The sequence below is a fragment of the Caenispirillum bisanense genome (assembly GCF_900230255.1).
GTDB lineage: Bacteria > Pseudomonadota > Alphaproteobacteria > Rhodospirillales > Rhodospirillaceae > Caenispirillum > Caenispirillum bisanense_A.
This window is the reverse complement of record NZ_OCNJ01000002.1, coordinates 263,421-284,187: the sequence shown is the minus strand read 5'-3', so window position 1 is coordinate 284,187 and position 20,767 is coordinate 263,421. Positions and strand designations below refer to the sequence as shown.

17 protein-coding genes are annotated in these 20,767 nt (G+C 70.1%); 5 read left to right on the top strand and 12 right to left on the bottom strand.

Annotated features, from left to right (window positions below; all coding sequences use genetic code 11):
- Positions 1-10: 10 nt before the first annotated feature.
- The 7 genes from CRP50_RS05765 to ccoN all read right to left on the bottom strand — a co-directional run bounded on the left by CRP50_RS05765 (position 11) and on the right by ccoN (position 8,308).
- Positions 11-2,377, bottom strand: coding sequence for a heavy metal translocating P-type ATPase metal-binding domain-containing protein (locus tag CRP50_RS05765; RefSeq protein ID WP_097278034.1), 2,367 nt, complete (start codon positions 2,375-2,377; stop codon positions 11-13).
- Positions 2,378-2,414: 37 nt separating this feature from the next.
- The gene (locus tag CRP50_RS05760) at positions 2,415-2,918 is read right to left on the bottom strand and encodes a FixH family protein (RefSeq protein WP_097278033.1); all 504 of its coding nucleotides are present in this window, start codon (positions 2,916-2,918) and stop codon (positions 2,415-2,417) included.
- Positions 2,919-3,015: 97 nt separating this feature from the next.
- The gene (gene ccoG, locus CRP50_RS05755; protein WP_097278032.1) at positions 3,016-4,503 is read right to left on the bottom strand and encodes a cytochrome c oxidase accessory protein CcoG; all 1,488 of its coding nucleotides are present in this window, start codon (positions 4,501-4,503) and stop codon (positions 3,016-3,018) included.
- A gap of 533 nt (positions 4,504-5,036) precedes the next feature.
- Positions 5,037-5,903, bottom strand: a complete 867-nt coding sequence (ccoP, locus tag CRP50_RS05750; RefSeq protein WP_097278031.1) for a cytochrome-c oxidase, cbb3-type subunit III — start codon at positions 5,901-5,903, stop codon at positions 5,037-5,039.
- Positions 5,887-6,078 (bottom strand): cbb3-type cytochrome oxidase subunit 3, encoded by a 192-nt coding sequence (locus CRP50_RS05745; protein WP_097278030.1) that lies wholly within the window; start codon positions 6,076-6,078, stop codon positions 5,887-5,889. The genes ccoP and CRP50_RS05745 overlap by 17 nt, the downstream gene beginning before the upstream one ends.
- Positions 6,079-6,090: 12 nt before the next feature.
- Complete coding sequence (ccoO, locus tag CRP50_RS05740; RefSeq protein ID WP_097278029.1) at positions 6,091-6,819, bottom strand: cytochrome-c oxidase, cbb3-type subunit II; 729 nt, start codon at positions 6,817-6,819, stop codon at positions 6,091-6,093.
- Positions 6,820-6,832: 13 nt separating this feature from the next.
- Positions 6,833-8,308, bottom strand: coding sequence for a cytochrome-c oxidase, cbb3-type subunit I (gene ccoN, locus CRP50_RS05735; protein ID WP_097278028.1), 1,476 nt, complete (start codon positions 8,306-8,308; stop codon positions 6,833-6,835).
- Between the two features lie 334 nt (positions 8,309-8,642).
- Between ccoN and CRP50_RS05730 the strand changes: the two genes are divergently transcribed.
- Positions 8,643-9,866 carry a class I SAM-dependent rRNA methyltransferase gene (locus CRP50_RS05730; RefSeq protein ID WP_097278027.1) on the top strand — a complete coding sequence of 408 codons (1,224 nt, stop codon included), beginning with the start codon at positions 8,643-8,645 and terminating at the stop codon, positions 9,864-9,866.
- Between the two features lie 49 nt (positions 9,867-9,915).
- Here the strand turns inward: CRP50_RS05730 and CRP50_RS05725 are convergent, their stop codons facing one another.
- Both CRP50_RS05725 and CRP50_RS25470 read right to left on the bottom strand, forming a co-directional pair.
- Positions 9,916-10,746: a universal stress protein gene (locus CRP50_RS05725; RefSeq protein ID WP_176525048.1), complete on the bottom strand. Its 831-nt coding sequence runs from the start codon at positions 10,744-10,746 to the stop codon at positions 9,916-9,918.
- 85 nt (positions 10,747-10,831) lie between these two features.
- The gene (locus tag CRP50_RS25470) at positions 10,832-11,680 is read right to left on the bottom strand and encodes a class I SAM-dependent methyltransferase (RefSeq protein ID WP_176525047.1); all 849 of its coding nucleotides are present in this window, start codon (positions 11,678-11,680) and stop codon (positions 10,832-10,834) included.
- A 104-nt stretch (positions 11,681-11,784) separates the two neighbouring features.
- Here CRP50_RS25470 and CRP50_RS05720 point away from each other — a divergent pair, with 104 nt between their 5' ends.
- Entirely contained in the window at positions 11,785-12,783 is a 999-nt protein-coding gene (locus CRP50_RS05720; RefSeq protein WP_097278025.1) for an adenosine kinase, read from the top strand.
- A gap of 42 nt (positions 12,784-12,825) precedes the next feature.
- Entirely contained in the window at positions 12,826-14,646 is a 1,821-nt protein-coding gene (typA, locus tag CRP50_RS05715) for a translational GTPase TypA (RefSeq protein ID WP_097278024.1), read from the top strand.
- Between the two features lie 379 nt (positions 14,647-15,025).
- Here typA and CRP50_RS05710 read toward each other — a convergent pair whose 3' ends face one another.
- The 3 genes from CRP50_RS05710 to CRP50_RS05700 form a co-directional block, all read right to left on the bottom strand.
- The gene (locus CRP50_RS05710; RefSeq protein WP_097278023.1) at positions 15,026-15,295 is read right to left on the bottom strand and encodes a hypothetical protein; all 270 of its coding nucleotides are present in this window, start codon (positions 15,293-15,295) and stop codon (positions 15,026-15,028) included.
- Positions 15,296-15,369: 74 nt separating this feature from the next.
- On the bottom strand, positions 15,370-16,704 hold the full coding sequence (locus CRP50_RS05705; RefSeq protein ID WP_097278022.1) for a DUF2336 domain-containing protein: 1,335 nt from the start codon (positions 16,702-16,704) through the stop codon (positions 15,370-15,372).
- Complete coding sequence (locus CRP50_RS05700; RefSeq protein ID WP_097278021.1) at positions 16,701-18,545, bottom strand: diguanylate cyclase domain-containing protein; 1,845 nt, start codon at positions 18,543-18,545, stop codon at positions 16,701-16,703. Before CRP50_RS05700 ends, CRP50_RS05705 begins: the two co-directional genes overlap by 4 nt.
- Before the next feature lie 184 nt (positions 18,546-18,729).
- Here CRP50_RS05700 and dapD point away from each other — a divergent pair, with 184 nt between their 5' ends.
- Complete coding sequence (dapD, locus tag CRP50_RS05695; RefSeq protein WP_097278020.1) at positions 18,730-19,572, top strand: 2,3,4,5-tetrahydropyridine-2,6-dicarboxylate N-succinyltransferase; 843 nt, start codon at positions 18,730-18,732, stop codon at positions 19,570-19,572.
- An 8-nt stretch (positions 19,573-19,580) separates the two neighbouring features.
- The gene (gene dapE / locus CRP50_RS05690) at positions 19,581-20,765 is read left to right on the top strand and encodes a succinyl-diaminopimelate desuccinylase (RefSeq protein ID WP_097278019.1); all 1,185 of its coding nucleotides are present in this window, start codon (positions 19,581-19,583) and stop codon (positions 20,763-20,765) included.
- Positions 20,766-20,767 lie beyond the last annotated feature (2 nt).

The window sequence follows — 20,767 nt, the reverse complement described above, 5'->3', positions numbered from 1 at the left end:
GACGGCACCCTCAGGCGCGGCCGCGGGCCAGGCGGAGGGCGTTGGCGATGACCACCACCGACGACGACGACATGGCGACCGCGGCGATGAGCGGCGTGACGTAGCCGGCCACCGCCAGCGGGATGGTCACCACGTTGTAGAGAATGGCGAGGCCGAAGTTCTGCTTCACCAGCCGGTCGGCCTTGGCGGCGACGGCGAAGACCTCCACCACCGGCGCCAGCCGCGAACCCTGGAACACCACGTCGGCCGCCGTCTGGCTGACGTCCACCGCCGACGACGGCGAGATGGAGGCGTCCGCCGCCGCCAGCGCCGGCGCGTCGTTGAGGCCGTCGCCGACCATGGCGACCACCCGGCCCTCGGCGCGCAGTTCGGCCAGCCGGTCGCACTTTCCGGCCGGCGTGCAGCCGGCCTGCCAGCGGTCGATGCCGACCGCCTCGGCGACGGCCTTCACCGCCGGCGCGCGGTCGCCGGACAGCAGTTCCACCGTGAAGCCCATGCGCTTGAGCGCCGCCACCGTCTCCGCCGCGTCGGGGCGCAGCTGGTCGGCGAAGGCGAAGCGCACGACGCCGCCGTCGGCGCGCCGCAGCCACAGTTCCGGTCCCGGCATGGCGGGTTCCGGCTGCGCGGCGACCTCGGCCTCGGTGACGGCGCAGAAGGCGCGGCTGCCGAGCCGCACCGCACCCAGCCGCAGGCCGGAGCCCGGCACTTCCTCCACCCCCTCGGCCACCGGGGCGGCGGAGCGGGCGGCGACGGCGCGCGCCAGGGGATGACGGCTGGCGGCGGCCAGCGAGGCAGCGACGTCGAGGTCGGCAGTGGTCCAGCCGGCGCCCTCGGTCAGCAGGTCGGGCTTGCCGAGGGTGAGGGTGCCGGTCTTGTCGAACACGATGGTGCGGCAGGCGTGCAGGCGCTCCAGCGCCGTCGCCGTCTTCACCAGCACGCCGCCGCGCAGCAGCCGCCCGGAGGCGATCACCTGCACCACCGGCACGGCGAGCGCCAGCGCGCAGGGGCAGGTAATGATGAGCACGGCGATGCAGGTCAGCAGCGCCTGCTGCCACGGCACGCCGACGCCGAAGTACCAGCCGAGGAAGGTGAGCAGCGCCGCCAGATGCACCACCGGCGCATAGGCCCGCGCCACCCGGTCGGCGAGCGCGACGTATTTGGCGCGGCCCTGCTCGGCCACTTCCATCATGCGCACGATCTCGGCCAGCAGGGTGCGCTCGCCGACCGCCGAAACCGCGAGGCGCAGGGGGCCGGACAGGTTCACCATGCCGGCGAACACCTTGTCGCCGGGGCGCACGGTCTGCGGCACCGTCTCGCCGGTGATGAGGCTGGTGTCGAGGTCGGAGGAGCCGTCGGCGACGGTGCCGTCGATGCCGATGCGCTCGCCGGCCGCCACCAGCACGGCCATGCCCGGCTGCACGCGGGCCGGCGGCACCATGCGGCGGGTGCCGTCGGCGTCGAGCACCGTCACGGAGCCCGAGCCGAGCGCCAGCAGGTGCTCGGCGGCGGAGCGGGCGCGGCCGCGGGCACGGTGGTCCAGGTAGCGGCCGATGAGCAGGAAGAACAGCAGGCTGATGGAGGCGTCGAAGTAGGCGTGTTCCTGGCTGGTCGCCACCTGGAACAGGCTCATGCCCGTCGCCAGCAGCACGCCGAGCGAGATGGGCACGTCCATGTTGGTGCGCTTGGCCCGCAGCGCCGTCAGCGCCGAGCGGAAGAACGGCCGCCCCGAGTAGACCACCGCCGGCACCGCCACCAGGGCCGACAGCCAGTGCAGGAAATCTCGCGTCGCCCAGCCCATGTCGTGGCCGGCCCACACGCTGACGGAAAACAGCATGACGTTGCCGGCGGCGAAGCCGGCGACGGCCATGGCGCGCAGCAGTTCCTTGTCGGCCTTCTGGCCCTCGCGGCCGAGCGCCTCGGGGTCGAAGGGCACGAGGCGGTAGCCCACCTGCTGCACCGGCGCGAGCAGATCCGCCGGCGCATCGGCCGGGGCCTCTGCCGGGTCCCACCGCAGGGTGAGGCGGCGGGTGGTCATGTTGACGCGGGCGTGGGTGACGCCGGGTTGGCGGCCGAGCAGCGTCTCGATGAGCCAGACGCAGGCGGCGCAGTGCATGCCTTCCACCATCAGGTGCAGGCTGCGGCTGCCGCCGTCTTCTTCCTGCACATGGGCGGAGAAGTCGGCGACCGTCTCGTCCTCGGGCTTGAGGGGACGCACCTCGGGGTCGATGCAGCGCCGCCGGTAGTAGGCGTCGAGCCCCATGCCGTTGATGAGGGAGAAGGCGGCCTGGCAGCCGCGGCAGCAGAAGTCCGGCCCGGCGGGGGAGCGGGGCGTCACGGGGCTGCCGCAGTGCCGGCATTCGGCGAGCGGTGCGGTCATGGATGCGGGGTTCCGGGCGTCGCCGAGGCGGCGCGGCTCACTTCACGAAGATGCGGTCGCGCAGACGATACTCGTCCTCGCCGCGGGTGGCGAGGATGCGCACTTCCCACTGGCCGGGCTCGGGCAGCACCACGGTCTGGCCGTAGATGCCGCTGTCGCGGCGGCCCAGGGTGACCTCGCGGTCGAGACCGTCGACGGCGGGGCGGCGGACCTCGGCCTGCACCTGCAGACCGTCCACCGGGCGACCGTCGGGGCCGACGGCGGTGATGACCAGCTCGGCGGGATAGCCGGTGCCCGGCGGATCATGCGGCTTCGGCGTGCTGGTCAGCGTCAGGGTCCAGCCCAGCGCCTTCTGCGCCTCTTCCTTGGCGATGGTCTGGTTGTACAGGCGGCCCTTTTCGTAGGCGTTCTGCGTTTCCAGGCCGTTGAAGGTGGAGGTGGCGAAATACGCCAGGGCTCCGTTGACCGCGATGACCACCACGAAGCCGGCGACGAAGATGTAGGGGTACCACCAGCCGTCGGCGCGCGTCTTGACGCTCATGCCTCTGTCACTCCTGTTGCACACCAGGCCGCGGCCCCCCGGTCGTCGTCGTGGGGAGCCGCGGCCGTCGCATCCTGCCTGTCGTCGGGGAACCGCGTCAGCGGTTGGGGCCGGCGAACAGAGTCTCGTAGTCCAGCGTCTCGCCGGTCGCCTGGTTCGTCAGCACGAACTCGAGGTCAGTCGACGATCCGTCCAGCGCTTTGGGCGGCGCCGTGACGTAGACGCGGAAGGTGCCCACCGTATCACCCTTCACCGGCAGCTGCACGCTGTCCACCGGCTCTTCCGCATAGCCGACGGCGGTGATCTTCGCCCCCTCGATGCCGTCCGTCGCCAGCGTGAAGGTCTGCTCGCCGGGCTGCATGTTGAGGATCTTGAAGGTGTAGCCGTTGCGGATCTGGCCGTCGGACAGCGGCACGTAGAGCGGGCTGCGCTCGTGCAGCACGTTGATCTCGGTCGTGGCGCGGGTCGACAGGCCGAACACCATGACGGCGCCCACCGCCGCCAGCAGCGCGGTATAGATGATCGTGCGCGGGCGGACGAAGCGGAAGCGGGTCGGCTGGCCCTTGGCGCGCGCCAGCTGGTTGTTGGTGCTGTCGTAGGTGATGAGGCCGCGCGGCAGGTTGAAGCGGTCCATGACGCTGTTGCAGGCGTCGATGCACAGACCGCAGCCGATGCAGGCCAGCTGGCTGCCGTTGCGGATGTCGATGCCGGTCGGGCACACCTGGACGCACAGCGTGCAGTCGACGCAGTGGCCGCGATCCTTGAACTCGTCGCCCTTCTTGGCGTAGCCGCGCGGCTCGCCGCGCCAGCGCTCGTAGGTGACGACCAGGCTGTCCTCGTCGAACATGGCGGCCTGGAAGCGCGGCCACGGGCACATGTAGATGCACACCTGCTCGCGGGCGAAGCCGGCCAGCAGGAAGGTGGTGCCGGCGATGAGCGCGAGGAAGCCGTAGAGGCCGAGCGACGCCTGGCCGGTGACGATGTCCACCGAGGTCGACCACGCCGGGGTGAAGTAGATCACCCAGGTCCACGCCGTGGCGATGGAGATGATCGCCCAGATGGAGATCTTCAGGGTCTTGATGCCGAACTTCTGCGCGGTCCACGGGCCCTTGTCGAACTTCATGCGCTTGTTGCGGTCGCCCTCGAGCTTCTTCTCGAACCACACGAAGACGTCGGTGAAGACCGTCTGGATGCAGGTGAAGCCGCACCACACGCGGCCGAGCAGGGCGGTGGCGAGGAACAGGCCGATGGCGCCGAGGATCAGCACGCCGGTCAGGTAATAGACCTCCTGCGGCCAGATCTCGACGAAGAAGAAATAGCCGCGGCGGCCGGCGATATCCATGAGGATCGCCTGATCGGGCGCATTGCCCGACCGTTCCCAGGGAATCCACGGACCGATGAAGTAGATGGCGAGCAGGATGCCCACCGACCACCACTTCAGCGAGCGGAACTTGCCCTGGATTTCACGCGGATAGACCTTCTGGTAAGCCGCGTAGAGGGACGTCTTCTGCTCGCCCTCCGGCTTCTTGCCCGGCGGGGGAGACGGCTGCGGCGCCTTCTCCGCGACCTCGTTCGCAACGGCCATGGTATCCCGACCTCTCGTTCAGCAGCGCCACGCCGGCCCCACACCGGGTCGGGCGCATAAGGGGTAGTGCGGTCGCGCACCCGGCGCAACCGGAACCGCGCGGCGCCGCCATGCGCGGCGGCGATGCCGGCCGTGCGGCTGGCGCAGGACCGCGGGCGGCGTGCGTGCCGGCGGTCTCGCGGCTGTGCGGCAGGGGCTCCGCGGCACCCCTTTACGGGGTGCGCCCTGGCCTGCCAATGACATCGATCAATGGATGCTCGAAAGGCCGCCCAAAGGCCCGTCGCGGCCACCCTTCCCGGGCTTGCCGGCGCCCCGCCGGCCGGACCGGATCCGGCGTCACGGCGAGCGGAAACTCCGCCCGTCGATGCGGTGCAGCAACGTATCCTTTTGTGCGCCCATATGAGCATTTCGTCAAGGACCCGGAGGTCGCCCGCCGGGTATCCCGCCGGCCGTCCCGGGCCACAAAGCGAACGGGTCCGACAGCCGCAGCCGCCGGACCCGTCGCCATTCAACCGACGTGCGACACGTCAGGCTTACTGACCGCCGCCCAGCGAGTGGACGTAGATCGCGGCCTGCTTGATGTCGGCGTCGTCGAGACGGCCGCCCCAGGCCGGCATGACGCCGTGCTTGGGCTTGTAGATCTGGGCCTTGAGCGCCTCGATGTCGCCGGCATAGAGCCATAGCTGGTTGTTCAGCGCCGGGGCGCCCAGCATGGTCTGGCCTTCACCCTCGAAGCCGTGGCACGCGGCGCACTGCTCTTCGAAGAGGACCGCACCGTCGGAGCCCGTCTGCGGGGCGCCGGAGGCGAGGCTCACGACATAGTTGGCGACGGCGTCGATCTGCGCCGGCTCCAGGATGCCGTCGGCACCGAAGGCGGGCATTTCCGACAGACGGGTGTCGGCGTTGCCTTCCCAGCGGATGCCGTGCTGGAGGGTGGTGTAGATGTCGTCCAGCGTGCCGCCCCAGATCCACTCGTCGTCGGCGAGGGTCGGGAAGCCGAAGGCACCGGCGCCGCCCGACTGGTGGCACGGCGCGCAGTTTTCCTTGAACACGACCTGACCGCCGGCCATGGCGTAGTTGCGCAGGGCCGGATCGGCGGCGATCTCGTCCAGGGACTTGGCCGCGATGGCGTCGATCTGGTCCTTGTGGGCCAGCGCCGCCTGCTGCATTTCCACCTCGACTTCCGCGCGGGAGCTGTAGCCCAGCATGCCGCTCGAGAAGCTGTTGGTGAACGGGATCGCCGGGTAGGCCACCACGTAACCCACCGAGAAGACCACGCACGCCCAGAAGACGTAGACCCACCACTTCGGCAGCGGCGTATTCAGTTCGCGGATGCCGTCCCACTCATGGCCAGTGGTGTGCTGGCCCGTAATGGCGTCCTTTTCAGGAGTTCCCGCCATTTTTGTGCTCCTTGTCGTCATCGTCCTCGCGGAAGATCACCGTGCTCGCCTCGTCGAACCGGCCCTTGTTGCGGGGCCGGAAGGCGTAGACGGCGATCCCCACGAAGAGAATCATCAGCCAGAGGCCCCAGAAATTCCGCAGGAAGTCAGACACTGCCTGAAGATCTTCCAGCATCAGATCAGGACCTCACCGGTAAGCATTGGCGGCAGCCGGATCGAACTCCGCGAAGTCCACCATGGTCCCGAGAACCTGCAGGTAGGCGACCAGGGCGTCCATCTCGGTGATCTTTTCCGGATTGCCGTCCAGGTTGCCGCTGCGGGCCTTCGGGAACTGCTCGAGGACTTCGTCCAGCCCGTCGGTGGCCTGAGCCTCCAGCAGGGCCTTGGCGTTCGTGATCTGCTCGTCCGTGTAGGGCACGCCGACGACCCGCAGGGTCGCGAGGCGGGCACCGATGTCGTCATAGTTCAGCTCGCGCATCAGATGCGGGTAGCCGGGCATGATCGACTCCGGAACCACGGAGCGGGGATTGATCAGGTGGCGGGTGTGCCACTCGTTGGAGTACTTGCCGCCCACGCGGGCCAGGTCGGGACCGGTACGCTTGGAGCCCCACTGGAACGGGTGGTCGTACTTGCTCTCCGCCGCCAGCGAGTAGTGGCCGTAACGCTCCACTTCGTCGCGGAACGGACGGACCATCTGGCTGTGACAGTTGTAGCAGCCTTCGCGGATGTAGATGTCGCGGCCCGCCTGCTCCAGAGGAGTGTAGGGACGCACGCCCTGCACCTTCTCGATCGTGCTTTCGATCGAGAAGAGCGGAACGATTTCCACGATGCCGCCGATGATGACGGTCAAGAAGATGCCCAGCGTCAGAACGAGGACGTTCGTCTCGACTTTCTCATGGTGCTTGATCAGAGACATAGCGCGTCACCCCTTACTGCTGGGCGCCGGCGACGGCTTCCGGAGCCTCGTAAGGCTGCTCCGTGCGCACGTCACCCTTGATGGTGCGGTACATGTTGTAGGCCATGATCAGGCCACCGATCACGAACAGCAGACCACCCACGGCGCGGATCACGTAGTAGGGGTGCATCGCTTCCACGGTCTCGATGAACGAGTACTGCAGGAAGCCGAGCTCGTCATAGGCGCGCCACATCAGGCCCTGCATGATGCCCGAGATCCACATCGCGGTGATGTAGAGCACGATGCCGATGGTGGCGACCCAGAAGTGATAGGAGACGAGACGCATGCTGTAGAGCTGCTTGCGGTTCCACAGCACCGGGAACAGGTAGTACATCGCGCCGAACGACACGAAGGCGACCCAGCCGAGAGCACCCGAGTGCACGTGGCCGACGGTCCAGTCGGTGTAGTGCGACAGCGAGTTCACGGCCTTCACCGACATCATCGGACCTTCGAAGGTCGACATGCCGTAGAACGCGACCGAGGTCACGAGGAAGCGCATCACCGGGTCGGTGCGCAGCTTTTCCCAGGCACCCGACAGCGTCATGATGCCGTTGATCATGCCGCCCCACGAGGGCATCCACAGCATGACCGAGAACACCATGCCCAGGGTCTGGGTCCAGTCGGGCAGCGCGGTGTAGTGCAGGTGGTGCGGACCGGCCCAGATGTACAGGAAGATCAGCGCCCAGAAGTGCACGATCGACAGCCGGTACGAATAGACCGGGCGTTCGGCGCGCTTCGGGATGAAGTAGTACATCATGCCCAGGAAGCCGGCGGTCAGGAAGAAGCCGACCGCGTTGTGGCCGTACCACCACTGGGTCATGGCGTCCTGCACGCCAGCGTACAGCTGGTAGGACTTGGCGCTGCCGAAGCTGACCGGAACCGCGAGGTTGTTGCCCAGGTGCAGCATGGCGATGGTGACGATGAACGCCAGCAGGAACCAGTTGGCCACGTAGATGTGCGGCTCACGGCGCTTGATGAGCGTGCCGACGAACGTCGTCAGGTAGGCGACCCAAACGATGGTCAGCCAGAGGTCGACGAACCACTCCGGCTCGGCGTATTCCTTGCCCTGGGTGATGCCGAGCACGTAGCCCAGCGCGGCCATCACGATGAAGGCCTGGTAACCCCAGAACACGAAGTTGCCCAGCGCGGCACCGCCATAGAGGCCGGTGCGGCAGGTACGCTGAACGATATAGAGCGACGACCCGATCAGGATGTTGCCGCCGAAGGCGAAAATCACCGCCGACGTGTGGACCGGGCGCAGGCGCCCGAACGTCGTCCACTCCAGATCGAGGTTCAGAGCCGGGAAGGCAAGCTGCCAGGCGATGAAATCGCCGGCCAGGAAGCCCACCACGCCCCAGAACATCGCCGCAATGACGAAGTTGCGGATAACACCCTCGTTATAGGGCGTCGCCGCGGACTGGGCGTTGTACGCCGTGGTCGCTTGGGTCATGACCCCTCCTTGATCGACCAGAACATTCTTCCCCACCGGTACGGAAAGGCTCTTGGACAGGGCCCGTCTTCTTCCTGCCGCGTGAGCGGCTCCCCTTCGGAAGTCGGCGTTCCCGGTCGATCGGCACAGATCCGACCGTTGCCCGTCCGCGCGGAATTTGAAACAACTGCACGCACAGACGGACGACCCCTTGCAGGATCGGACTTCCATCTATAGCAAATGCCACAAATTTTCCAGCCAAAAGACGGACGACTGCCGCATTGTGGCCGTAATCCGTACGGTGCCCTCGACGGACGCCATAGGCTGCCTTTTCTTCCCACCGCAGGACCTTCGCATGACCGAGCCCGCCTTCCCCGCCGCCGCCGACACGCCCGAGACGCGCCCCGCCGTGCGCCTGCAGAAGGGCCGCTCCAACCGGCTGCGGCGCGGCGGGCCGTGGGTGTTCTCCAACGAGATCGAGATGACCGCCGAGGCCAAGGCCCTGCCGCCCGGCAGCCTGGTCACCCTGGTCGACGCCGGCGACGAGAAGCTGGGGGTCGCCACCTTCAATGCGCACTCGCTCATCGCCGCGCGCGTGGTCGATCGCGACTGGCGGACGACGGTCGACAGTCGAGTCGTTCTCGACCGCCTGCGCCGGGCGCGCGATCTGCGCGACCGCCTGTTCGACCGGCCGTTCTACCGCCTGGTGCACTCGGAGGCCGACGGCCTGCCCGGCCTCATCGTCGACCGCTTCGGCGACGTCGTCACCGTGCAGGCCAACACGGCGGGCATGGAGCGCCTGACGCCGGCGGTGCTGGAGGCGCTGGACGAGCTGCTGGCGCCGGCCGCCGTGGTGCTGCGCAACGATGCGCCGTCGCGCGGGCTGGAAGGGCTGCCGCTCGGCCAGACGGTGGTGAAGGGGGTCATCGACGGGCCGGTCGCGGTGGAGGAAAACGGCCTCACCTACCTGGCCGACGTCACCACCGGGCAGAAGACCGGCTGGTTCTACGACCAGCGGCCGAACCGCGCCTTCGTCGCCGGCCTCGCCCGCGGCCGCCGCGCCATCGACGTCTATTCCTACGCCGGCGGCTTCGGACTCGCCTGCGCCGCCGCCGGCGCCACCGAGGTGGTGCTGGTCGACCGCGCCGAACGGGCGCTGGCCCTGGCGACCGACGCCGCGGCGCGCAACGGCTTCGCCGACCGCGTGACCACGGTGCAGGGCGAGGCCTTCGCCGAAATGGCGCGCCTCGCCGCCGCCGGGGACCGCTTCGGGGTGGTGGTCGCCGACCCGCCGGCCTTCGCCAAGTCGAAGAAGGACCAGGCGCAGGCCGCCAAGGGCTACCGCAAGATGGCGCGCCTCGCCGCCGCCCTGGTGGAGCCGGGCGGCGTGTTGCTGTGCGGCTCGTGCAGCCACCACATGCCGCTGGAGATGTTCCAGGAGGAAGTCAGCCGCGGCATCGCCCAGGCCGACCGCACGGGCCGCCTGCTGCACACCGGCTTCGCCGGGCCGGACCACCCGGTCCACCCCGCCCTGCCGGAAACCGCCTATCTGAAGACGCTGACCTTCCAGCTCGACTGACGACGGGCCGGGGGAGCGGCCGTCGCGGCCCTCCCCCGTCGTCGCGCGGTCAGTGGCTGAGCAGCACCGGCACGGTCATGTGGCGCAGCATCTCGCGCGTCACGCCGCCGCGCAGGATGTGCGGGAAGCCGTAGTGGCCGTGGGCGCCCATGACCAGGGTGCCGGCCGCTTCGTCGGACACGCGGTTCAGCAGCATGTCGACGATGCCGATTTCCGTCGCCACCGCCGAGCGCAGGTCGCTGGCGATGCCGTGGGCGGCGAGGAAGTGCTGCACGTCCTCGTCCTTGTAACCCGGCGAGTCGGCTTCGGAGTTGCCCTTGCCGCGCACCACCATGACGCTGACCTTGGACGCGGTCGCCAGCAGCGGCAGGGCGTCGGCCATGGCGCGGGCGGCTTCGCGGCCGGCGTTCCAGGCGACCATGACGTGCTGGTTCCAGGTCGGGAACTCACCGGCGTAGGGCACCACCAGCACCGGGCGGCCGGCGTTCAGCACCACCTGCTCGGCCATGTCCTCGGGCACCACGCCCTTGGCGGCGTCGCGGTCGTACTGGCCGATGACGGCGATGTCGGCATGGCGCGCGGCGCGCACGAAGTAATGGATGATGTTGGACGCGGTGATGAGCGGCGACATGGAGAACGTCACCTCCACCCCCGCCGCCTGCGCCGCCGCCGCGACCTTGCCCGCCACCTCGTCGAAGGCGCCCTTCAGGCGGTCGCCGGCGCGGTGCAGCGGGTCGATCATGGAGGCCGCCGGGTCGGTCTGGGCGAAGCAGCCGTGCAGGCGCGCGCCATTGGTCTTGGCCAGCTGCAGCGCCATGTCGACGCGCTTGGCGCAGCGTTCGGTGGTGTCCAGATGCACCAGCACCGTCTTGTAAGGCATACGTAGTTCCTCCCTATGTATTTTTTGGTCTGCAAATAGCATACGCAAACCGCCCGGAGTGGCAACGGGGGTTTGCGGCGCACCCCTATCGCCCGGGCGGCCGGCACCCGGGCCGCCAGGCGAGCACCGTGAAATCGTGCGGCGTGTACCGGTCGAGCAGCAGCACCTCCGCCCCCAGGGCGTCGCGGGCGAAGGCGGCCCAGTCCGCCGGCTCGGCATAGAACAGCGAGCCGTCGTCGGGCCGGCCGCGGCGGCCGCGGCGGTTGAGCATGTTGAAGCCGAGGCCGCGCTCCGCCCGCCCCCACAGGGCGCGCAGCAACGCGCGGCAGTGCTCGCCCCAGGCATCGCCCGGCACGTCGAGCTTGAGGCCGAAGGTGCCCGAGGCGAAGACGTAGTCGGCATCGGCCGTCACCGTGCCCGCCAGATGGAAGGCGGCGCGCGGGTCGGGAAAGCGGGCACGGCCGGCGTCGATCATCTTCGGCGACAGGTCGTAGCCGTCGTAACGCGCCTCCAGCCCGAGCCACCGGCGCCGCCGCAGCCAGCCGAACAGGGCACCGTAGCCGCAGCCGAAGTCGGCGATGCGCGCTGCCCCGGAAGGGGCACGGAACAACCCGCCGCGCCGCAGTTCCGGGCCGAACAGGCGCTCCAGCTGGCGGAAGCGCAGGGTCTGGCCGCGCCGGTTGCTCCACAGCACCGCCCGCGGCGAGGCGCCGTGCAGGCCGAAGGTCCAGTCGTAGGTGGCGGCGATGCGCAGGTCGAGGGCGCGGCGCTCGGCCGGCACGTCGGGAAAGACCACCTTCCCCACTTCGGCAGCGAAGGGCGATGCGGCATGGCTGCCGTCGGTGGCCGGTCGCGCGGTCGGGCCGGGGCCGGCGGAGGAAGGACGGTGGTCGGTCATGCCGGCCACGGTGCCAGGGGCGGCGGCGGCGCGCAAGCGGCGGCGACTCGATACGCGCCAGCCTTGTGCGTACCGGGGCACACGTTATACTGCGCCCACGACTCCGGAAACCTTATCACCGTGCAGGGGGATCTTCAGGAATGGCCGAGACCCGCTTCGATGTCGTCGGCATCGGGAACGCCATCGTGGACGTGCTGGCGAACGCCGAGGATTCGTTCCTCGCCACCCACGGCATGCCCAAGGGCGGCATGGTGCTGATCGACGGCGAGAAGGCCGAGGCCATCTACGCCGCCATGGGCTCCGCCATCGAGAGCAGCGGCGGCTCGGCCGCCAACACGGTGGCCGGCATCGCCTCGCTCGGCGGCAAGCCCGCCTTCATCGGCAAGGTGGCCGAAGACACGCTCGGGCGCGTGTTCCGCCACGACATCGGCGGCATCGGCGTGCACTTCGACACGCCCGTGCTGGGCGCCGACGCCGGCGTGCCCACCGCCCGCTGCCTGATTCTGGTCACCCCCGATGCGCAGCGCACGATGAATACCTATCTCGGAGCCTGCACGCGACTGGCGCCCGCCGACATCGACGAGGATCTGGTCGCCAGCGCCCAGGTGACCTATGTGGAGGGCTACCAGTGGGACGCCCAGCTGGCCAAGGACGCCATCGTCCGCGCCAGCCTGGCGGCCAAGGAAGCCGGCCGCACGGTCGCCCTGTCGCTGTCCGACGCCTTCTGCGTCGACCGCCACCGGGGCGAATTCCTGGAATTGACGGAAGGATTGGTCGATATACTTTTCGCCAACGAGGCGGAAATTAAGTCGCTCTATGAAACCGACAGCTTCGAGGCCGCCGTGCAGGCCGCGCGCGAACACGTTGATATCGCCTGCATTACCCGCAGCGAGAAGGGCAGCGTGATCGTCAGGGGCCAGGATACCGTGGTGGTGGAGGCGCACCGGCCGGCGCGCCTCGTCGACACGACGGGCGCAGGTGACCTCTATGCGTCGGGGTTCCTTTTCGGGTATACCCGCGGCAAATCGTTGGCCGAGTGCGGCCACCTGGCCAGCCGGTGTGCGGCCGAAATCATCAGCCACATGGGCGCCCGGCCGGACGTCCCCTTGAAGTCGTTGCTGGCGGAGGAAGAGGCGTAGGGCCTGCTTGCCCCGGTCGGCGCGGACGCAGAATGGAAAGTCATGAATCTCCGTAATATCGCGATCATCGCCCACGTCGACCACGGCAAGACCACGCTCGTCGACGCCCTGCTGAAGCAGAGCGGAACCTTCCGCGAGAACCAGAAGGTGGCCGACCGCGCCATGGACTCCAACGACCTGGAGCGTGAGCGCGGCATCACCATTCTGGCCAAGTGCACCTCCGTCGACTGGCAGGGCACCCGCATCAACATCGTCGACACCCCGGGCCACGCCGACTTCGGCGGCGAGGTGGAGCGCATCCTGTCCATGGTCGACGGCGTCGTGCTGCTGTGCGACTCGGCGGAAGGCCCGCTGCCGCAGACCAAGTTCGTGCTGTCGAAGGCGCTGAAGCTGGGCCTGCGCCCCATCGTCATCGTCAACAAGGTCGACCGTCAGGACGCCCGTCCGCACGAAGTGCACGACGAGGTGTTCGACCTGTTCTCGACGCTGGACGCCAGCGACGAGCAGCTCGACTTCCCGACGCTGTTCGCCGTCGGCCGTGACGGCTGGGCCGTGCGCGACCTCGAGAACGACACGCCGAAGGACCTGACGCCGCTGTTCGAGCTGATCGTCAGCCACGTGCCGGCGCCCAAGCGTGACCTCGATGCGCCGTTCTCCATGCTGGCGACGACGCTCGAGTCCGACAACTTCCTCGGTCGCATCCTCACGGGCCGCATCGCCACGGGCCGCATCAAGGTCAACCAGCCGATCAAGGCGCTCAGCCGCGACGGCAAGCTGCTGGAACAGGGCCGCGCCTCCAAGGTGCTCGCCTTCCGTGGCCTGCAGCGCGTGCCGGTGGAAGAGGCCGAGGCCGGCGACATCATCGCCATCGCCGGCCTGACCAAGGCCACCGTCGCCGACACCCTGTGCGCCATGGAAGTGACCGACGCGCTGCCGTCGCACCCCATCGACCCGCCGACGCTGGCCATGACCTTCTCGGTCAACGACAGCCCGCTCGCCGGTCAGGAAGGCGACAAGGTCACCAGCCGCGTCATCGGCGCCCGCCTGATGGCCGAGGCCGAGGGCAACGTCGCCATCCGCATCCGCGAGACCGACGCCAAGGACGCCTTCGAGGTCGCCGGCCGCGGCGAACTGCAGCTCGGCGTGCTGATCGAGACCATGCGCCGCGAAGGCTTCGAGCTGTCCATCTCGCGCCCGCGCGTGCTCTTCAAGGAAGAGAACGGCCAGCGCATGGAGCCGATCGAAGAGGTCGTCATCGACGTCGACGAGGAGTTCTCGGGCACGGTCGTCGAGAAGATGGCCCAGCGCAAGGCCGAGATGACCGAGATGAAGCCCTCGGGCGGCGGCAAGATCCGCATCGTCTTCCACGCGCCGTCGCGCGGCCTCATCGGCTACCACGGCGAGTTCCTGACGGACACCCGCGGCACCGGCATCATGAACCGCCTGTTCCACGGCTACGCCCCGTACAAGGGTCCGATCGAAGGCCGCCGCAACGGCGTGCTGATCGCCACCGACTCGGGTGATGCCGTGGCCTACGCGCTGTTCAACCTGCTCGACCGCGGCCCGCAGTTCATCACCCCGGGCACCAAGGTCTACGGCGGCATGATCGTCGGCGAGCACACCAAGACCGGCGACCTGGAGCTGAACGTCCAGAAGGCGAAGAAGCTGTCCAACGTCCGCGCCGCCGGCAAGGACGACGCCATCCTGCTGCCGCCGCCGCGCCGCATGACGCTGGAAGACGCGCTCGCCTACATCCAGGACGACGAACTGGTGGAAGTGACGCCGGCGGCCATCCGCCTGCGCAAGAAGCACCTCGACCCGAACGAGCGCAAGCGCGCCTCCAAGCAGGGCAGCGCGGCGTAAGCCGCAGCGTCCCGCGCACGACGACGAGGCCCCTTCCGGCGACGGAGGGGGCCTTTTTCGTGGCCGGCGTCAGGAACGGCATCGGGAAAAAAGCAAGGGGCCGCCGGGTGCGGGTTCCGGCGGCCCCTCTTTTGCCCCTGGCCGGGGAGAGAGCGGTGGCCATGGGCATGCTCGGGATCGGCGCCACCCTGAGAGGAGGGAGACACGCGGCCCATCGGGGCCGGGCCGCATGCGCGGGCGTCGTCGATCACACCATGACCACAGCAACCGGTGTGCCAGCCGCACCGGCGGTCCGCAGGCGCCGGTTTCCGGGCCGTCGCGGCGACCGCCGCCGAAGCCGTATGCAGGCTGCATCGCAGGATGAGAATGGCGGGTGCGGTCAGACGTCGACGCATTCGAAGAAGGCGAGCCGCTCGCCGTTCATCTCGCTGACGGTCTGCAGCACGGCGACGCGGCGCGCCTCCACGCAATGGCGGTTGGCCGTCTCCACCGCCCGCGCCAGGGCGTCGTCGCCGTCGTCGAGCGCGATGGCGAGGCCGCCGCCGCTGGTGACGACGTGCGGCTGGCCGGCGTCGTCGGCACAGGCGGCCAGGGACAGGACGGCGGCCACCGCGACGAGGATGGTGACGGCGGGAACGGGGCGGCGCATGGGACGGGATCTCCGGGCGGCAGGGTGCCGGGGAGAACACCCGTGGTGCCGGTACGGTTTCCTGCCCCGACGGATTACGCCCCGGCGGCGGCGCCACGCCCCTCGCTGACCGCCTTGCGGAACAGATCCAGCTGCCACTCCAGCTCGTCCGGCTTCAGGGCATAGCCGTTGACGCGGGTCGGCCGCAGGATGGCGGCGGGGGCGATGCGGCCAAGCTGCGCCTGCAGGTGCACCGCCGTCTGCGGCGTCAGCTTGGCCTTCCAGGCGATGGCGAGGATGCCCTGCGGGCTCGACGACAGGATCGCCGCGCTCACCACCTCGGGCGGCAGGCCGCCGAGCACCGACAGGGCGGCGGTGACGAATTCCTCGTCGGCGGCGAACAGGGCGTCCTCGATGACCTTTTCCGTCAGCAGGCCGCGCGCCGCCATGAAACTGGCACGCTCCAGCGCCTGACGGCTCGGCCGGTGCCAGTCGGTGACCGCCACGTCGAGTCCCGGGCGCGGCGCCGGGCGCTCGCCGGCCGCCGGCTCGCCCAGGCGACGGTGCACCACCCGCGCCACCTCGCGCGCCGCCTCGGGCGGCAGGTCGTCGCGTTGCTGCAGGACCAGGATGAGGTTGTCGGCGACGAAGCGCGCCAGCCGCACGGCGGCATCCAGGTGCAGCGCCGGCCGCCGCACCAGCGGTTCGTGCCACGCCGGGTGGCGCGGCGCGATGTCGATCAGGCGGTCGAGCGTCTCTTCGCGGATCTGGGCGCTGCCGTTGCCGAGCAGGGCGGCGATGGCCGCCTCGTCGTCGCTGTCGGCGATGGCGTCGGCCACCTGCGCCGTCACCAGGCGGCGGCGGGAGATGGCGGTCAGCTTGGCGCTGACGGGGCTGGAGGCGATGATCTCCAGCAGGTCCTCGTCGGTCAGGACCGGCGAGAACTCCAGCACCGGCGTCGCCACCGCCACCTCGACGTCGCGCGCCAGCTGGCGGATGACGGCGGCGGGCGCCATGGCGACGTCCTTCAGCGCCTCCGACAGGATCTGCCGCACCCGCGGGATCTGGTCGCGGGCGAGGTCTTCCAGCACCTCCAGGATCGCCGCCTTGACGCGCCCCTGCTCGTTCTCCGACAGCTGCGGGGCGAGGCGGCCGATCTTGGCGGCGAGGTCGCAGCGCACGTCCTCGTCGTCGTCGTTGGCCAGCAGCAGGTGAGCGAGCGGCGGCGTCGCCGCATTGGCGATGATGGCCCGGCGCACGCGCGGATCGGGGTCCTCGGCGAGGTAGTAGAGGATTTCCGGCACGATGTCGGTGCGCTCGGCCAGTTCGCGGCGCACGTCCGGGTCTTCGTGGCGGGCCAGCTCGCGCGCTTCCTCGTAGGACAGGGCGGTTTCGGGATGGCCGAGCAGGCGGCGGATGAGCGAGTTCATGGCGCCTCCCCCTCGACCACCGGAGTCGGTTCGACGGCGGCGAGCGGCCGGGCGGGCGGTGCCACCCGATAGGCGTTCTTGCCGGTGTGCTTGGCGGAATACATCGCCTCGTCGGCGCGGGCGAGCATCTCGGCCAGCGTCTCCGGCCGCGCCGGATCGTGCACCGCGACGCCGAGCGACAGGCTGAGCGGCCGGTCGTCGCGCCCCGACCACTGGCGCAGGGTCTGCGCCGCCTCGATCAGGCGGCGCGCCTTGGCCTCGGCGATCTCCACCGTCGCCCCTTCGAGCCACACGGCGAACTCGTCGCCGCCGAGCCGCGCCACCAGGTCGGTCGGCCGGGTGTTGCCGAGCAGCGTGTCGCGCAGCAGGTGCAGCACGCGGTCGCCCGTCTGGTGGCCGCGCAGGTCGTTGACCAGCTTGAAGTTGTCGAGGTCGAGGTAGATCAGCGCCGCCGGGCTGCGGTCGCGCTCCAGGCGGCGGAACCGGCGGTCCACCTCCTCGAAAAAGGCGCGGCGGTTGAACAGGCCGGTGAGCGCGTCGGTGCGCGACATGCGCAGGATGTGCTCGTGGTTGGTGATCTGCTCCATGGCGATGCCGAGCTGGCTCGCGATGTCGGCGATGAGCAGGCGGTCGTCCTCGCCCCAGCCGCCGCGCTCGCGCTGGCGCCACAGCACCACGGCGCCGTTGAGCGCCTGGCGGTAGAAGGTGGGGATGGCCATGACCAGCCAGTCGCCGATCTCCAGCTCCATGCGCCCCATGCGCTGGCGCAGGCGGTCGAGCACCGGGCCGGCGGCGACGTAGCCGAGGTCGCCCCAGCGGGCACCGGGGACGAAGGTGACGGTGCCGTCGGCGGCCGGCACGGCGTCGGCCTTGCCGTCGCGCTCGCGGTCCTCCTGCAGGCGGAAGATCTGGCACACCGTCGCCCCCAGGCCGCGGCCGAGGGTTTCGGCGGCGACCGCCAGCATGTTGCCGGGGTCGACCTCGTCGCGGATGGCGCGCACCACGTAGGTGAGGATGCGGTCGCGGTTGCGGGCGCGGCTGAGGGCGGCGTCGCGCTCGCGTTCGCGCGTCACGTCGCGGCCGACGCCGCGGGCGCCCATCCACGATCCGTCGGGCGCGAACAGCGGCGTCGCCGACATGCGCACGCAGGCGACCGAGCCGGCGGCGCCGCGCAGCCAGACGTCGACGTCCTCCAGCGGTTCCCGCGTCAGGAAGGGGATCTCGCCGGGGCCGAAGTAGTCGGCCACCAGGTCGTCGGGCGGCCGCCCCACCAGGCGCTGCGCCGGATGGCCGAGGGCGCCGCGCGGGCTGACGAAGATGAAGGTGCCGTCGGCCCCGGTCTCCCACGCGAAGTCGGTGGAGATTTCCACGAAGTCCTTGTAGCGCTGGCGGCTTTCCACCAGGGCGGCGCGCAGGGTGCGCTCCAGCGTCACGTCGCGGGCGAGCAGCAGCACGCGGGCCGCCGCGTCGGCGAGCGGCAGCACGGTGAGACGGAACCACGCCGGTCCGTTCTCGCCGGGCAGGGAGAGGATTTCCTCCACCGCTCCGCCGGTTTCGCGGGCGCGGGCGGTGAGGACGCGAACGCTGGCCGGCAGCGGCGCCGGCAGGCCGTCGGCGCCTTCGGCCGGAGCGCCGGCCTCGCGCGGGCCGCCGCGGCTTTCGCGGTCGAGGGCGGCGAGCAGGGCGTCGGAGCGCGGCCCGGACTCCAGCGGCCGGTCGAGACCATCCAGAAGAATCATGCCGCCGGGATAGGCGTCGAGCGCCCGCCGCGCGATGCGGACGGCCGCTTCGGCCGCGCCGTCTGCCGGCCCGTCGCCCTGCGCCCCTGACGTGGTGTCCACCCTCTGTCCCCCAAAAGGACCCTTTTCCTGCGGCAAATCCTACCCCTATCGGGCAGCGCTGCCAACATGATGCAGCGCGGTCTCGCGCCTGACGCGAAGCCGCGCTTCCGGTTGACTTGGGGCTTCGCCGGGGTATGTTCACGAACCATTTCCCATGCCAGACGATCAGACCGGAGCCGGCCGCATGAGCCTCAACAGCCTGAAGACCGCCATCGAATCCGCCTGGGACGCCCGCGACGGCATCACCGCCGCCACCGGCGGCGAAACCCGCGAGGCCGTCGATACCGCCCTTTCCATGCTCGACAAGGGCGAACTGCGGGTCGCCGAGAAGGGCGCCGAGGGCTGGGTCGTCAACCAGTGGGCCAAGAAGGCGGTGCTGCTGTCGTTCCGCCTGAACGACATGAGCGTCATCCCCGGCGGCCCCGGCGGCGCCACGTGGTGGGACAAGGTGCCGAGCAAGTTCGCCGGCTGGGGCGAGACCGAGTTCCGCCAGGCCGGCTTCCGCGCCGTGCCGGGCGCCATCGTGCGCCGCTCCGCCTTCATCGCGCCGGGCGTGGTGCTGATGCCGTCCTTCGTGAACCTCGGCGCCCACGTCGGCGCCGGCACCATGGTCGACACCTGGGCGACCGTCGGCTCCTGCGCCCAGATCGGCAAGAACGTCCACCTGTCGGGCGGCGCCGGCATCGGCGGCGTGCTGGAGCCGCTGCAGGCCGGCCCCGTCATCATCGAGGACAACTGCTTCATCGGCGCCCGCTCCGAGGTGGTCGAGGGCGTGGTGGTCGAGGAAGGCGCCGTGCTGTCCATGGGCGTGTTCATCGGCGCCTCCACCAAGATCGTCGACCGCGAGACCGGCGAGACCTTCATGGGCCGCGTGCCGGCCTATTCCGTGGTGGTGCCGGGCTCCCTGCCGGGCAAGCCGCTGCCCGACGGCAGCATGGGCCCGAGCCTGTCGTGCGCCGTCATCATCAAGCGCGTCGACGAGCGGACCCGCTCCAAGGTCAGCATCAACGACCTGCTGCGCGACTGAGAGGGCCCGTGACCGTCGACACCGCCGACCTCGCCCTGACGCCGGCTACCCTGGCCGACCCGCTGCCGCTCGCCCGCGCCCTCATCCGCCGGGCGAGCGTGACGCCGCGCGACGCCGGCGCGCTCGACGTGCTGCAGGCGGCGCTGGAAAGCCTCGGCTTCCGCTGCACCCGCCTGCCCTTCGGCGAGGGCGAGGCGCGCGTCGACAACCTCTACGCCCGCCTCGGCGACGAGGGCCCCAACTTCTGCTTCGCCGGCCACACCGACGTGGTGCCGGTGGGTGAAGGCTGGACCGTCGACCCGTTCGGGGCGGAGGTGATCGACGGCCGCCTGTTCGGCCGCGGCGCCGCCGACATGAAGGGCGCCATCGCCGCCTTCGTGGCCGCCGTCGCCCGCCTGCTGGCGGAGCGTGACCCGCGCGGCTCCATCAGCCTGCTCATCACCGGCGACGAAGAGGGCGACGCCGTCAACGGCACGGTGAAGGTGCTGGAGTGGCTGGCCGAGCAGGGCGAGACCCTCGACCACTGCCTGGTGGGCGAGCCGACCAACCCGGCGCGCCTCGGCGACATGATGAAGATCGGCCGCCGCGGCAGCCTGAACGCCCGCCTGACCGTCTACGGCGCGCAGGGCCACGTCGCCTATCCGCACCTCGCCGACAACCCGATCCCGCGCCTCATGCGCATGCTCGGCGCCCTGATCGAGCGGCCGCTGGACGCCGGGACGGAACACTTCCAGCCGTCCAACCTGGAAATCGTCACCATCGACGTCGGCAACACGGCCTCCAACGTCATTCCCGGCGCGGCGCACGCCCGCTTCAACATCCGCTTCAACGACCTGCACAGCGGCGAGCGTCTGACCTCGTGGATCCGCGAGCGGCTGGAAGTGGCGGCGGACGGCGGCCTGTTCGACCTCGACGTGCGCGTTTCCGGCGACGCCTTCCTGACGCCGCCGGGTCCGCTGTCGGCGCTGGTGTCCGACGCCTGCGAGGCGGTGCTGGGCCACCGGCCGGAGCTGTCGACCTCGGGCGGCACCTCGGACGCGCGGTTCATCAAGAACGCCTGCCCGGTGGTGGAATTCGGCCTGGTCGGGCGCACCATGCACAAGACCGACGAACACGTGGAGCTGGCGGACCTGGCGGCGCTGGCCGACATCTACCACCGCGTGCTCGCCGCCTACCCCGCCACGGCGGGCTGACC

Coding starts and splice junctions, on each gene's coding strand:
- CRP50_RS05760 (WP_097278033.1), bottom strand. CDS start 2,918: ATGAGCGTCAAGACGCGCGCCGACGGCTGGTGGTACCCCTACATCTTC.
- CRP50_RS05720 (WP_097278025.1), top strand. CDS start 11,785: ATGGCCGAGACCCGCTTCGATGTCGTCGGCATCGGGAACGCCATCGTG.
- CRP50_RS05705 (WP_097278022.1), bottom strand. CDS start 16,704: ATGAACTCGCTCATCCGCCGCCTGCTCGGCCATCCCGAAACCGCCCTG.
- CRP50_RS05725 (WP_176525048.1), bottom strand. CDS start 10,746: ATGCCTTACAAGACGGTGCTGGTGCATCTGGACACCACCGAACGCTGC.
- dapD (WP_097278020.1), top strand. CDS start 18,730: ATGAGCCTCAACAGCCTGAAGACCGCCATCGAATCCGCCTGGGACGCC.
- ccoO (WP_097278029.1), bottom strand. CDS start 6,819: ATGTCTCTGATCAAGCACCATGAGAAAGTCGAGACGAACGTCCTCGTT.
- CRP50_RS05745 (WP_097278030.1), bottom strand. CDS start 6,078: ATGCTGGAAGATCTTCAGGCAGTGTCTGACTTCCTGCGGAATTTCTGG.
- ccoN (WP_097278028.1), bottom strand. CDS start 8,308: ATGACCCAAGCGACCACGGCGTACAACGCCCAGTCCGCGGCGACGCCC.
- typA (WP_097278024.1), top strand. CDS start 12,826: ATGAATCTCCGTAATATCGCGATCATCGCCCACGTCGACCACGGCAAG.
- ccoG (WP_097278032.1), bottom strand. CDS start 4,503: ATGGCCGTTGCGAACGAGGTCGCGGAGAAGGCGCCGCAGCCGTCTCCC.
- ccoP (WP_097278031.1), bottom strand. CDS start 5,903: ATGGCGGGAACTCCTGAAAAGGACGCCATTACGGGCCAGCACACCACT.
- CRP50_RS05765 (WP_097278034.1), bottom strand. CDS start 2,377: ATGACCGCACCGCTCGCCGAATGCCGGCACTGCGGCAGCCCCGTGACG.
- CRP50_RS05710 (WP_097278023.1), bottom strand. CDS start 15,295: ATGCGCCGCCCCGTTCCCGCCGTCACCATCCTCGTCGCGGTGGCCGCC.
- CRP50_RS05730 (WP_097278027.1), top strand. CDS start 8,643: ATGACCGAGCCCGCCTTCCCCGCCGCCGCCGACACGCCCGAGACGCGC.